Source organism: Rhizobium sp. BK650 (assembly GCF_014195325.1).
GTDB lineage: Bacteria > Pseudomonadota > Alphaproteobacteria > Rhizobiales > Rhizobiaceae > Rhizobium.
Genome location: NZ_JACIBK010000020.1, coordinates 15,810 through 28,971, shown reverse-complemented (window position 1 = coordinate 28,971; position 13,162 = coordinate 15,810). Strand labels below are relative to the sequence as shown.

The 13,162-nt window shown below is 59.0% G+C and carries 12 protein-coding genes and 1 pseudogene; 4 read left to right on the top strand and 9 right to left on the bottom strand.

Annotation, left to right across the window (positions count from 1 at the left end):
* Window positions 1-58: 58 nt before the first annotated feature.
* Window positions 59-955: a LysR family transcriptional regulator gene (locus FHX15_RS29875; RefSeq protein ID WP_184401951.1), complete on the bottom strand. Its 897-nt coding sequence runs from the start codon at window positions 953-955 to the stop codon at window positions 59-61.
* 210 nt (window positions 956-1,165) lie between these two features.
* On the opposite strand from FHX15_RS29875, the gene FHX15_RS29870 reads away from it, so the two are divergent.
* Window positions 1,166-2,269: an NADH:flavin oxidoreductase/NADH oxidase gene (locus FHX15_RS29870; protein WP_184401950.1), complete on the top strand. Its 1,104-nt coding sequence runs from the start codon at window positions 1,166-1,168 to the stop codon at window positions 2,267-2,269.
* Between the two features lie 330 nt (window positions 2,270-2,599).
* Entirely contained in the window at window positions 2,600-3,112 is a 513-nt protein-coding gene (msrA, locus tag FHX15_RS29865) for a peptide-methionine (S)-S-oxide reductase MsrA (protein ID WP_184401949.1), read from the top strand.
* A gap of 114 nt (window positions 3,113-3,226) precedes the next feature.
* Here msrA and FHX15_RS29860 read toward each other — a convergent pair whose 3' ends face one another.
* The 4 genes from FHX15_RS29860 to FHX15_RS29845 are packed head-to-tail and all read right to left on the bottom strand — an operon-like array spanning window position 3,227 to window position 6,961.
* A complete protein-coding gene (locus FHX15_RS29860; RefSeq protein WP_184401948.1) occupies window positions 3,227-4,000 on the bottom strand; it encodes an ABC transporter permease in 774 nt (257 codons plus the stop codon).
* Window positions 3,984-4,817, bottom strand: coding sequence for an ABC transporter ATP-binding protein (locus FHX15_RS29855; RefSeq protein ID WP_184401947.1), 834 nt, complete (start codon window positions 4,815-4,817; stop codon window positions 3,984-3,986). The genes FHX15_RS29860 and FHX15_RS29855 overlap by 17 nt, the downstream gene beginning before the upstream one ends.
* An 11-nt stretch (window positions 4,818-4,828) precedes the next feature.
* Window positions 4,829-5,830, bottom strand: coding sequence for an ABC transporter substrate-binding protein (locus FHX15_RS29850; protein WP_184401946.1), 1,002 nt, complete (start codon window positions 5,828-5,830; stop codon window positions 4,829-4,831).
* 48 nt (window positions 5,831-5,878) lie between these two features.
* Window positions 5,879-6,961 (bottom strand): 4-oxalomesaconate tautomerase, encoded by a 1,083-nt coding sequence (locus FHX15_RS29845; protein WP_184401945.1) that lies wholly within the window; start codon window positions 6,959-6,961, stop codon window positions 5,879-5,881.
* A 107-nt stretch (window positions 6,962-7,068) separates the two neighbouring features.
* On the opposite strand from FHX15_RS29845, the gene FHX15_RS29840 reads away from it, so the two are divergent.
* Window positions 7,069-7,989: a LysR family transcriptional regulator gene (locus FHX15_RS29840; RefSeq protein WP_184401944.1), complete on the top strand. Its 921-nt coding sequence runs from the start codon at window positions 7,069-7,071 to the stop codon at window positions 7,987-7,989.
* A gap of 274 nt (window positions 7,990-8,263) precedes the next feature.
* Here FHX15_RS29840 and FHX15_RS31680 read toward each other — a convergent pair.
* A pseudogene (locus tag FHX15_RS31680) lies at window positions 8,264-8,889 on the bottom strand (class I SAM-dependent methyltransferase).
* Between the two features lie 68 nt (window positions 8,890-8,957).
* Window positions 8,958-10,013, bottom strand: a complete 1,056-nt coding sequence (gene speB, locus FHX15_RS29835; protein ID WP_184401943.1) for an agmatinase — start codon at window positions 10,011-10,013, stop codon at window positions 8,958-8,960.
* A 96-nt stretch (window positions 10,014-10,109) separates the two neighbouring features.
* Between speB and FHX15_RS29830 the strand changes: the two genes are divergently transcribed.
* A complete protein-coding gene (locus FHX15_RS29830) occupies window positions 10,110-11,273 on the top strand; it encodes an aminotransferase (protein WP_184401942.1) in 1,164 nt (387 codons plus the stop codon).
* Here FHX15_RS29830 and FHX15_RS29825 read toward each other — a convergent pair.
* Both FHX15_RS29825 and FHX15_RS29820 read right to left on the bottom strand, forming a co-directional pair.
* The gene (locus FHX15_RS29825; protein WP_184401941.1) at window positions 11,270-11,788 is read right to left on the bottom strand and encodes a flavin reductase family protein; all 519 of its coding nucleotides are present in this window, start codon (window positions 11,786-11,788) and stop codon (window positions 11,270-11,272) included. The genes FHX15_RS29830 and FHX15_RS29825 overlap by 4 nt on opposite strands.
* Window positions 11,785-13,125: an LLM class flavin-dependent oxidoreductase gene (locus FHX15_RS29820; protein WP_184401940.1), complete on the bottom strand. Its 1,341-nt coding sequence runs from the start codon at window positions 13,123-13,125 to the stop codon at window positions 11,785-11,787. The genes FHX15_RS29825 and FHX15_RS29820 overlap by 4 nt, the downstream gene beginning before the upstream one ends.
* Window positions 13,126-13,162: the final 37 nt, after the last annotated feature.

Below are 13,162 nucleotides of genomic sequence, written 5' to 3'. Positions count from 1 at the left end.
ACGCATTCAGCGATGAATGCGTTGGCTTTTTCTGTCCGCGGGCATCCACCTTTCGCTGTCAGTTGAAATGCCTGTTGGCTCTTAACTTTCCGACCGCGAAATCGACGAAACTTCGTACTTTTGCCGAGGCATAACGACCTTCCGGATGGACGACATGGATCGGTAGCGCCTCTTCCTCATGATCGGACAATATCGCGCGTAACTCGCCTGCTTCAAGCTGCGGCGCGATCTGGTAGGACAGAACGCGCGTCAGTCCCCAGCCATTTGCTGCCGCCGAGATTGCAGCCTCGTTGGTGCTGCAGAAGAGACGAGGCTTGACGTGAACGGTGGATTTCTTCTGCACGCCAAAACGCCATTCGAGTGACGTCCATGCACTGGTCGATGCGATAATGCGATGCTTTGACAGATCGCCAGGCGCCGTCGGCACGCCGTGCTTTTCGAAATAGAGGGGCGAACCGCAAATAACCCGTCTGACTTGGCCGACGCGCGTCGCCGTCAAGCCGGAATCGGGCAGGTGACCGATGCGGATCGCGACGTCGATGCCCTCCTCGATGATATTCACGACACGATCGATGAACAGGCCGCGACCGATGACATCAGGATAGAGGTCCAGATATTCGGTCATGAGCGGAAGGACGAACATTGTTCCCAGCATAGCCGAGGAGGTGACCGTCAGCGTGCCGGTCGGTCTTCCATAGGTGCCCGCCGCAGCCGTCTCCACTTCAGTCAAGTCGGCGAGAAGCCTCTGACAGTCGGAAAGATATCGCGCGCCGGCTTCTGTCAGTTTGACGGACCGGGTTGTGCGCGTCAGAAGGCGCGTCCCGATGATGTCTTCCAGGGCGGACACGGTTCGCGTGACGGCAGGCGGGCTCATGTGGAGTTGCCGTCCCGCATCCGCAAAGCTTTCGGCCTCCGCGACCTTCACGAAAACCCTCATTGCCTGCCATCGATCCATGCCGCCCACATTTCTTGAAACCCACATCCGGGGCCTAGGTTTAAACGCTTTTCTCCCAACCGCAATCTGCGGGTCTGGAAGATCAAGCGGCCGTCGGGAAGCTGACGACATCACAGAACCGTTCCTGGTGTGGCAAGGCTCTGCTAATCATCGCAAATATCGGGCAGAGTGCTATAAGCCGAAACAAATGATCCTGCTTCGAGGAAGGCCATGCCCCAACCAGTCCTGTTCTCTCCCTTCACCGTGCGCAATCTCGAACTCGCCAACCGCATCGTGATTGCGCCCATGTGCCAGTACTCGGCCGTCGACGGCTGCATGACGGATTGGCATCTGATCCATCTTGGACAGCTGGCGCTTTCCGGTGCAGCGCTTTTGACGATCGAGGCAACTGCCGTCGTGGCCGAGGGGCGCATCACCTTTGCCGATGTCGGCCTTTATGACGATGCCTCTGAGGGGGCCATGGCCCGCACGCTCGAAAGCATCAGGAAATGGTCCGACATGCCGATTGCGGTGCAATTGGCACATGCCGGCCGCAAGGCTTCGAGCGAGGTTCCATGGCGAGGCGGCGGCCAGTTTCCGCCAAACCATCCGAACGGATGGCAGACCGAAGCGCCCTCCGCTATTGCCTTCAATCCGAACTACGTGCCGCCGACTGCGCTCGACCGTGAGGGCTTGAAGCGCGTCCGCGATGCCTTTGCCGCTGCTGCACGGCGGGCGGCGAAGATCGGCATCGACGCCGTTCAGATCCATGGTGCTCACGGATACCTGCTGCACGAATTCCTGTCGCCTCTGTCGAACCAGCGAACCGACGAATATGGCGGTTCACTGAAAAATCGCGCCCGGTTTCCGCTGGAGGTTCTCGATGCGGTCAGGAATGCCTTCCCCTCCGAGAGACCCGTGACGATGCGCGTTTCGGCCACCGATTGGGTCGAAGGCGGTCTGGAAATTTCCGAGAGTGTCGAATTTGCCGGGATGCTCGAAGAACGCGGATGCGACGCCATCCACGTATCGAGCGGAGGCCTTCATCCGTCGCAGGCGATCCCGATCAGCCCAAGCTATCAGGTGCCGTTCGCCCGGGCGATCAAAAGCGCCGTCAGAATGCCGGTCATTGCCGTCGGCTTGATCACCGAACCGACACAGGCCGAGGCAATCGTAGCAACCGGCGATGCAGACCTGATCGCGCTTGCCCGTGCGATCCTCTATGATCCGCGCTGGCCCTGGCACGCGGCAGCTGAACTCGGCGGGCAGGTGAAAGCGGCCAATCAATATCTCCGATGCCAGCCCTCGCGGTTCAAGAGCCTGTTTGTGAAGTGACGTTCGGGTCAGGTATTCGCGCAAAGAACGCATCTACCTCTACAGAGAAGTGTGGACGCGGGAGCTTGCCAGATGTTGCCAAAGGCCGTCCTGATGACCAGACAGCGTAAAGCTTGATTGAGAGTGCTTTGTCCCGTTTTGCCGGTCAATCTCGTTTCGCAGAAATTATGCCTTGAGCCGGATGAGTTTCCGGAGGTCTCAATCAGTCTCGGGAAGATTGCGATGCCGATGCAGCGGACTGGCGATGATCGAGCCGAATACCCATATAGGGCGTCAGCGAAGCGCACCTGACGATTCCCGTTCATCTCGCGCATCGGAAAGGACATCTCTATGACAACAGAACGTGCGGTACTTGCTGGCGGCTGCTTCTGGGGAATGCAGGACCTTATTCGACGATTTCCCGGTGTTGTTTCAACGCGTGTCGGCTATACGGGGGGCGAAGTTCCAAACGCCACCTATCGCAACCACGGCAATCATGCCGAAGCGATCGAGATCATCTTCGATCCGCAAAAGACGAGCTATCGCGACATCCTGGAGTTCTTCTTCCAGATTCATGATCCGACCACTATCAATCGTCAGGGCAATGACATCGGCACGAGCTACCGCTCGGCGATCTTCTATACGGACGAAAGCCAGCGGCTGACGGCCGAAGATACGATCGCCGATGTGAATGCCTCCGGCCTATGGCCGGGCAAGGTGGTGACCGAAGTCGTTCCCGTCGGCGATTTCTGGGAAGCCGAACCAGAGCATCAGGATTATCTCGAACGCATTCCGAATGGCTATACCTGCCATTTCGTTCGTCCGGGCTGGAAGCTGCCGAAGCGGCAGTCAAACGTTGCCTGAGCTTGTTCTCTGCCGGTTGAATTGACCCGACGTTCATGGCGGCGGCCTCTCGGCCGTCGCCTTTCTTGTAAAATTGCGATCGATCGATTTCCTGTTGGCGGAATCGCACCGCTCTCAAGCGGGCCTTTCTGCTGTTTTCGGACGCCATTTGATGAGGCGCGACTCGACCAAGTCCAGGACCAGATCAATGAGGAGCACGAAGATGGCCAGGATGACGATACCCGCAAAGACGCCGACCGCGTCGAAATTGCCTTCGGCCTGGGCGATGAGATAGCCCAGTCCGGCGGAGGCGCCGAGATATTCTCCAATGATTGCGCCGACCACTGCAAAGCCCACCGAAGTCCGAAGTGAGGAAAGAATCCAGCTAGCCGCAGCCGGGAAGTAGACATGGCGGAGCAGATCGAAATGCTTGGCGCCCAGGATACGCGTATTTGAAAGGACGACCGGATTAACTTCGCGGACGCCCTGCATGGCGTTGAAGAAGGTCACGAAGAAGACCAACGTCACCGCGAGCGCGACCTTCGACCATAGACCGAGGCCTAGCCACAGCACAAAGATCGGCGCAAGCACGACGCGAGGAATGGCGTTAAGCCCCTTGATAAAGGGATCGAGGATCCGTGCAATCGACCGGGACAGACCTAGCCACACGCCAGCGGCTATCCCAAGGACCGTGCCTATGACGTAACCGAGAACCGTTTCCGTCAGCGTGATCGACACGTGTTTGTAGAAAGACGGGTCAGTTACCCAGGTCAGCACCTGGTGGAAGATATCGACAGGGGATGGGAAGAAAAATACGTCGATTACTCCGGCGTTCACGCCGAGCTGCCATCCTCCGACGACGACGATCAGAAGCGTGAGTTGGATGAGTCGTTCAGTCATGGCGTGCATAGCTTTTCTCCACTTCGCCACGCAGGGAAGCCCAGATGTTGCGATAAAGGTCTGTGAACCTCGGATCGAGCTTGATTTCCGCGACATCTCGTGGACGCTCGAGGCCGACCGGGAAGCTGTCGATTACGCGCGAACGCGGCCCGGCTGCCAGTACGACGACACGGTCGCCGAGAGCGATCGCCTCCTCAAGATCGTGGGTGATGAGCACGACGGCGCGGCGCTCCTCCTGCCAGAGGCGAAGGAGCTCGTTCTGCATCAGATGCCGTGTGTGAATGTCGAGAGCCGAAAAGGGCTCGTCCATCAAGATCACTTTCGGGCCGGTGATCAGAGCCTGGGCCATCTGCACGCGTTTGCGCTGCCCGCCAGAAAGCTGGTGCGGATAACGATCTTCGAAGCCCTTCAGCCCCACTTTGGCAAGCCACTGCAAGGATTGCTCGCGCCGGTCTCTTGCGCCCGTTCCCTGGAACATCGGGCCAAGCTCGACGTTCTCGATAGCGGTCTTCCAGGGCAGCAACGCATCCTGCTGAAAGAGATAGCCGATATCGTTCTGAACCCCGGCAACTGGCTTGCCGTCGATCATGACGCTGCCCTGCGCCGGCTTGAGCAATCCCGCGATCGCGTTGAGGATCGTGCTCTTTCCGCAACCCGTCGGGCCGACGATCGCGACAAATTCTCCGTCGGCGACGTTCAGGTTGACGTCCTGAACGGCGACGAAGGATCCAAAGGCCATGGTGACATTCTCGATCGACACCATTCCTCGTGCTGCGGGCGCCAGCTGCGGCGTTTGCATGGTTGGCTTGAAGGCCGCCACGGTCATTTTAACCTCCCTCAGTTCGATGCCGCTTTGGACACCTTGGATACAAACTCGTTGGTGTAGGTTTTGCTCAGGTCGATTTTTGCAGTGGCGACCTTCTCGTTAAAGGATTGGAGGACGGCAAGAGGAGTTTTGATGTCGTCTTCGCTGAGCGTTCCATCGGTCGAGAAGATCGCGCGGGCGTTCTCGAGGGCCTTCACGTAGGTTTCCTTGTCGCCGGAAATGAACTCGGGAGGCAGCTTCTCGACGATCTCCGCAGCGGTGTGGTTCTTCATCCATTCCAACGCCTTCACCGTGGCGTTCGTGACCTTCTGGATCGTCTGCGGATTGTCGGAGATGTAGGATTGTGTCGCGTAAAGGACTGAGGTCGGATAGAGGCCCCCATAGATCTCCTTTGCGCCTTCGTCGTTTCTTGCGTCGATCAGTATTTTTCCCACACCCTTTTCGACGACGAACGTCGCAGCCGGGTCGTAGTTGACGAGCAGGTCGATCTTTCCCTGTTCCAGCGCGGCGACGGCGGCCGATCCGGAGCCGACACCAATGATCGAGACCTCATCTGCCGAGATCTTGTGGCGCTGCAGATAGTAGCGAACGAAGAAATCTGAAGACGAACCGGGCGCCGTGATCCCAATCTTCGCACCCTTGATGGTTTCGGGCTTGGCTGGATCGAACGTAGAGTTCTTGCCGCCTGCAAGGACGAGACCCGAATTGCGGGCCAACTCCACAAATGCGACCACATCCTTGCGCTGAGACTGCATCTGGATCGTGTGGTCGTAGAAGCCGACCGCCACATCCGTTGAGCCGGCAACAAGCGCCTGGAGCGTCTTTGAGCCGCCGGATGCGAAATTTTCGACCGTGACGTCCAGGCCCTCCTGCTTGTAAAGGCCTAGGCCCTGGGCCACGGGAAACGGCAGGTTGTTCAGGTTATAGGAGCCGACGCTGATCCGCACGGACTCGGCGTAAGCAGACCCCGCGAAAACCACGGTTGCGGCGAGTGCCAAGATGAGCTTCTTCATGTTCTTTCCTCCGTTGAGGCACTCTCCCAGTGCCGGTAGATTGACAGATTATGCAGCACAAATCAGATTTTTGACTGGCCTGGCGAAGACGCGGCCTTCGAAGAGCCGCCTGGCGGTCCTCAGAATGCCCGCGACGACCTTGCCGTCGCGGTGTTGGAGTTTGACGTCCAAACGTCCGCTCGGGTGTTCAAGCGAGAGGATGATGGGCGGCTCTTGCAGGCCGACAAGGCGCGAGGCAACCGTTCCCTCATTGATGCACGCAGTCGCAATCCCGACCGCTCCCGTCGTTGCAAGCGACGGATGGCACTCATGGGGCATGAAATAGCGCACATTGAGTGCGCCGTCTTTTTTCGGCTTCGAGATTAGGACGGGCTTCGGGGTCACCTGGTCGCGTACATCACCCATGCCCATCCGCTCGCCGGCGCTGAGACGAACTGCTTCCATTTGCTGCAGCAGGGCTGAATTCCGGTTCAGTTCGGCAGATGTTTCATAGCCGCTCACACCGAGTGATTGGGCTTCCATGAGGATCATTGGCATGGCACAGTCGATGCACGTTACGTCCACACCGTCTATGGTGTCGATTGCATTGCCCGTGGGAAAGAGCCGGCCGGTCCTGGCGCCAGCCGCGTCCATGAACGTCAAGGCGATCGGCGCTGCCCGTCCAGGCACACCGTCGATGGCGGCGTCACCCATGTATGCGACGCGTCCCTCAGGAGTGGGCACCTCCGCCTCAATCATCTTGCCCGTGTTGACATTGTTAATCCGCACGATTGTCGTCTCGCCACAAACGGCGGCAAGGCCGGCTTCGATGGCGAAGGGTCCCACCGCCGCAAGCATGTTGCCGCAATTGGGTGAAGTATCGACGATCTGCTGATCGACGCGCACCTGGGCGAAAAGGTAGTCGACGTCAGCGTCGGGGACGGTACTCTTCCCGACGATTGCCACCTTACTGGTTATCGGGTTTCCGCCGCCTATCCCATCGATCTGGAGGGGGTGGCCCGAACCCATCACCGAAAGAAGAATCTGGTCGCGCGATGATGGATCGCTCGGAAGATCGGAGGCGAGAAAGAAAGGCCCTTTCGAAGTGCCGCCGCGCATCAGGACACATGGAATGGAAAGCAGATCGTTCATCGAAACCCCGGTAATGATGTTTGGTCCGTATCAATCTCGTCAGTTGTTGTCATTATCGGAATAAAGATTTATTTGTGAAATGCTAATAACGAGGGTATTGATGTGAAATGAACATCAATTGCGAAATACTTGATCTGCGCGCTTTCCTTTCAGTCGTGGAGCTGCAGAGCTTCAATCGGGCTGCGGATCAATTAAACATGTCGCAGCCGGCGCTCAGCCGGCGCATCCAAAAGTTGGAGCAAGCAATCGGGGCTCCGTTGCTCGAACGAACGACACGTCATGTCGCAGCCACCGCCCTCGGGGTTGGACTGGTACCGCTTATTCAGCGCATGCTCGAGGAGTTCGATGGCTCTCTCTTTGCGATGCGCGAGCTGGGTGGCAGCCGCGGCGGCCTCGTAACCATTGCTTGCGTGCCGACGGCAGCCTTTTACTTTCTTCCTTCGGTCATTCGTCAGTTCAATATCGAGTATCCGCACATCCGCTTCAGGATTCTGGACCTGACCGCCACCGATGCCTTGCAGGCTGTTGCTCGGGGGGAGGTTGAATTTGGCATCAACATCATGGGAAGCTCAGATAGCGATCTGGTTTTCGAACGGCTTGTCGAGGACCCTTTCGTTCTAGCCGCGCGCAGCGATCATCCACTAGCGATGAAGGACGACGTTGGGTGGGGAGATCTGGAGCCCTATCATCTGATTACTGTGCACCGCTCCAGTGCCAACCGAACCCTTCTGGATGCGGCATTGGCGAAATCGAGCATCAAACTTAACTGGTTCTACGAGGTGACGCATCTTTCAACCTCGCTTGGTCTCGTCGAGGCGGGCCTCGGCATCTCAGTGCTTCCGAAGATGGCGACGCCTCAGGGGGATCATCCTTTTCTTGTCACAAGGCCTATCCGCAATCCTGAGATTTCGCGGACCATCGGCGTTGTCCGGAGGCGAAACGGATCGCTTTCGCCAGCAGCCGAACGCTTCATGAGCATGCTGCTCGGGACCTGGGCCGCCCCCATGGCCGCGAACAAGGCACTGTAAAATCCGTCGATCTCGGTCGCAGCTGGAATTTTGCGTGCCTCCATCCGCCCGCCGTTGGCTACCATGCGATTGTCAAGAAAGCTCCCGCAGACGAGGCAGCTTCACCGAGATTGACGATGATCTGGACATCGCGGCGCATAGCTAGGCGCCTTCCGCTTCGAAAGCCTAGCGGCTGATTTGATTGGAAAGTGGCGAGATAAATATGGTGCCGAGAGTTGGTATCCGCGCAAGAGCTTTGCGCTCCTAATTACCCATTTCCGCAGGGGCTGGGCGGTCACGCCCGAATCGCCCGAACGCTCAGCCACTGCTCACGCGGCTTTCGGACGTACCGACGTATCTCGCTGACGATCCAGCCGGCCTTTGCGAGTTCGGACCGCAGCGCAGGCTCACGCCAATATGTCTCGACGTAACGCCGCGGCGCTGAAGCACTCCCGTGTGTGGATAAATCCTTGCCTTCGCCCTCTCTAACCGACGCGTGCAGCCGGCCACCGCTCCGGGTCGCCTGGGCAAGCCGTCCAAGTACCGTGCCGAAATCCTCGCGCGCAACGTGAATCAGGCAGGCACAGGCCCAGATCCCGTCGTAAGGCGTACCGGGACGCTGCGGGTCGGCCAAGTCGTCGGTGAGCGGGTCCAACAAATCGGCCTGGAAACCATTTTCGCGAAGCAGTTCGACGAAACCTTCGAAATGTCGGTGCGCCGAACGCTAATCCCGCGCGTCTCAAGCTGAACTGCATCTCGCCCGCCACCGCTTCCGATCTCCAGCACCCTGCCGGAGCCACCCAGCTCGGTCACGAACGCATCAATCTCTATTGCGACCCATTCGGGCATCGCCGCCGCCTCGGCCGCGTACTCCTTCGCGACCGCATCATAGGACCGCACGGTCTCCCGGTCAGTGCTCATCCTGGCGCTCCTCCTTCATGTTCGCCGCTCTGTCGCAACTCGGTCGCAGAAGTTGAAGATTTGGGAGTTCAGCGTTTCCCGATCGATGGGCTGAACACCATCAGGCTCAGAACTTCAAAAAGCACCTGGGCCGCGGCATGCGCTGTGTTGGTCGTCGCATCATATTGCGGGGCAACTTCGACGACGTCGCCACCCACCAGGTTTACCCCTTTCAGCCCTCTTATCAGTTCAAGGACTTCACGCGTGGTCAATCCACCGATCTCGGGCGTGCCGGTGCCGGGCGCAAAACTCGGATCGAGGCTGTCGACATCGAAGGAGAGATAGGTCGGGCCGTCGCCGACGATCGCCTTGGCCTTGGCGATGACGGCCGCGATCCCCATTTCGCTGATCTCCTCTGCGTGGATCACGGTCATTCCCGACTTATACGAGAATTCCCATAAATATTCCGCCGAGCCGCGGATGCCGATCTGGATCGTCCTCGTCGGATCGAGCACGCCGTCCAGCACAGCATTGCGGAATGGCCCGCCGTGATGAAACTTCGTCTGATCGAAGGCGCCGCTTGTGTCGCAATGGGCATCGATATGGATGAGGCCAACCGGCTGATGGCGGCCGACCGCCTTCAAAATTGGATGGGTGATGGAATGATCGCCTCCGACGGAAAGCGGTGCGACGCCGGCATCGACAATTTGGCCAATGCGCTTTTCGATGTCGTCGTGGCTGAGCTCCAGCCGGTAACGGCTCTGGAACGGTACGTCGCCGATGTCGGCGACCCGAAGATCGAAAACCGGGGCCGTGCCGAGAACGTGATTATATGGTCCGATCCTCTCGATGGCGCGAAGGGCGCGCGGTCCAAAACGGGAGCCTGGACGATTGGTGACGCCCAGATCCATCGGGATACCGGTGATTGCAACCTGCAGATTGCCGAAGTCCGGCTCTTCGGCGGCCACCTGCATGTAGGGTGCGCTGAGAAAAGTTGGCACTCCAGAATATGGCGCCAGTCTCGTGCCATTTTTGGAGATGATCTTCTCCGCCACTTTCCGAAACTTCTCATCGGAAATCTCGCCGCCATTGGTATCGGCAAATTCGGCGCGCAGCTGCTCAAGCCGCATTTTATCCCACACCATCGGCATGCGTCTCCGCTTCAACTTCGTCTCGCCCAACAAAGAGGTTGAGAAAGCCATTGGTATCGTTGTAGCAATCGGGATCAAAGAGAAATCGTTATGACCGCTGCAAAATCCAATTTACTCGTTTCCCGCCTTTCTGCCCCGCCTATTCCTTCCGTCGTCGCCTGGGGCCGTCAGTACAAAGGGCTGAAGGGGCCACTCATCGACCTGTCGCAAGCCGTGCCCGGCTATCCCGCGCATCCGGAGATGCTGCGGCTTCTTTCCGAGACGGCCGGACAACAGGCGATGACGGGATACGGGCCGATCGAGGGCGAGCCCCTATTGCGCGAGGCCTACGCTGCCCATGTCGGCGAGCTTTACGGCGCCGCCATTTCCGCCGGCAATATCCACATAACCGCCGGCTGCAATCAGGCGTTCATGTGTGCCGCGATCGCGCTTGCTGGCGCGGGCGATAGCGTCGCCCTCACCAATCCCTTCTATTTCAATCATGACACGACGCTGTCGATGCTGGGGATCGGGCGGCGATTGGTCGACTGCGATCCCGCCAATGGGTTTTTTCCCGATCGGCGTTCGGCCGAGGCGGCACTGGCGGCCGGCGCCAAGGTTCTGACGGTCGTCACACCCAACAATCCGACCGGCGCCGTGTATCCGCCGGAGTTGCTTCATGAGCTTTTCGTTCTCTGCCGGAAATATGGCGCCTGGCTGATCGTCGATGAGACCTATCGCGATTTTCTCGGCGCCGAGCACGGACGCCCGCACTCTCTACTGTCCGAGCCGGGTTGGGAGGACACGCTCGTTCTTCTCTATAGCTTCTCGAAATCCTTCTGCATTCCCGGTCACAGGCTGGGTGCGATCACGGCAGGACCCAAACTCGTCGCCGAGATCGCGAAAGTGATGGACAACATGCAGATCTGCGCACCGCGTTCGGCTCAGATCGCCGTTGCAGCGGCTATTCCGTTGCTCGCCGACTGGCGGGCCGGAAACCGTGCCGAGATCGCTCGCCGGGCGGACGCGCTGAGGCTGGTCGTGTCCAAGCTGCCAGGCTGGGAGATTGGCGCGATCGGCGCCTATTTCGCCTTTGTTCGCCACCCTTTCACCGATCGATCCTCTTCCGAGGTGGCGGAAAAACTCGCCAGCGAATCCGGCATCGTTTCTTTGCCCGGCGCCTATTTTGGCGAAGGACAGGAACGTTACCTCAGGCTTGCCTTTGCCAATGCGGATGTCGCATCGATAGGCCTACTGTCGGACCGGCTCTTCTAGACCGCTGGCTCGGCCTCTGCCGGAAGTTGATGATAGCTGCCGCGCCAATAGAGAAGCGGCCCTATGCTCTTTCGGATTTGGATGGCGCAGATATGCCCGATCAAAATTGCATGGGAATGATGGTGGAAAGCGGCTTCAAGCCTGCAATCCAGCACCGCAAGAGCCTTTTCAAGGACGGCTGCGCCGGTCTTCAGGCGATACCAGCCCGCATCGCCATAGCGTTCGGCGCCTTTGCGTCCATCAAGGCCGGCAAAGGATTGCGCCACAGTCTGCTGATCGGCGGCAAGCACGTTGATGCAGAAGCAGCCGTAGCGCTGCAGTACTGGCCAAGAGGAAGACGCACGGTTGACGCTGACGATGACGGAGGGCGGCGCCGCCGAAAATGAAGAGACCGACGTCGCGGTGAAGCCGGTACGGTCCTCCCCGTCGCCGACGGTGATCACAGTGACAGCACCTGCCAGATGGCGCATCGAAAGCTTGAAGTCCGCTTCGCTGATCAAGGTTTCAGCACTCATGTTTTGGCAAAGCGGTTTGCCGGCGTTGAGAGGCCGAGGTTTTCCCGCAAGGTTCTGCCTTCATATTCCTCACGAAACAGCCCGCGACGTCGAAGCTCGGGCAGGACGAGCCGCACGAAGTCGTCGAGACTGGACGGCAAGGTCGGAAACATCAGGATGAAGCCGTCGGCAGCGCGCGTCTCGAACCATTCCTCCATGAAGTCGGCAATCTGGGACGGTGTGCCTGTCATGCCGTTTCCGGTATGTTTTTCGGCATAATGTCGGACGAGTTCGCCGACGGTGTGGCCACTGGTGACGAAATCGACCAGTTCGTCGAACAGAGCGCGTGACCCCTTCGGCGCTGCCGGCAGCCGCTCCATGGGAAAGGGCTGGTCGAGGGCCACGTCATGCAGATCAGCCTCAAGGAACTCAGAGAGCATCAGCCGGCCCACGTCCGGATGCATCTTGTCGATCAGATAATCCACTTTCGCTTTTGCCTCGGCTTCGGTCTCACCGACGTTGATAACGACGCCAGGCATGATCTTCAGGTCGTCGGCATTGCGGCCATAGGCCGGCATCCGGCGCTTGACGTTCTCGTAGAAGGCCCGGTTGCGCTCGATATTGGACGCGAGGCTGAAGACGATCTCGGCAGTGCGTGCCGCCATGTCCATTCCGGGTTCTGAACCGCCCGCCTGGGCGATGACGGGGCGGCCCTGAGGCGTTCGCGCGATGTTGAGGGGGCCGCGGACCTGAAAGTGCTTGCCTTTGTGATTGAGCGTATGGTGTTTGCTCTTGTCGTAGTAGACGCCGGTTTCACGGTCGAGAACCAACGCGCCTTCTTCGAAGCTGTCCCAAAGACCGAACACGACGTCGATGAACTCGTTGCCGCGCTCATATCGCAACGCATGCGGGTCGAGCCCCTCGCGGTTGAAGTTGTAGCCGGTTTCGTCGTGGTCGGAGGTGACGACATTCCAGCAGGCGCGTCCCCCGCTCAGATGGTCGATCGAGGAGAACAAGCGCGCAACATTGTACGGCTCGTAATAACTCGTGGAGACCGTCGCCACGAGGCCGAGATTATCGGTTGTGACCGCCAGAGCCGAAAGCAGCGAGAGGGGTTCGAAACGGTTCATCTTGGTCGGAGTGCGGGCGAGCGCATTCGCATCGCCGACGGCCGCGGCGGGCGAATCCGGCATGAACATGAAATCGAATTTGGCGGCTTCGGATCGTTTGGCGATATCGAGCAGATGAGCGAAGTCGTTGGCGCCATTGACGTCGCTTCCGGGGTGCAGCCAGGCGGCGGGATGAAAACCGAACGTATAGACGAAAGTTCCGAGTTTCATCTTGTCGGTTCGCGCCATCGAAGCTCTCCTGCCATATCGGTCGCGCCTGCGCGGG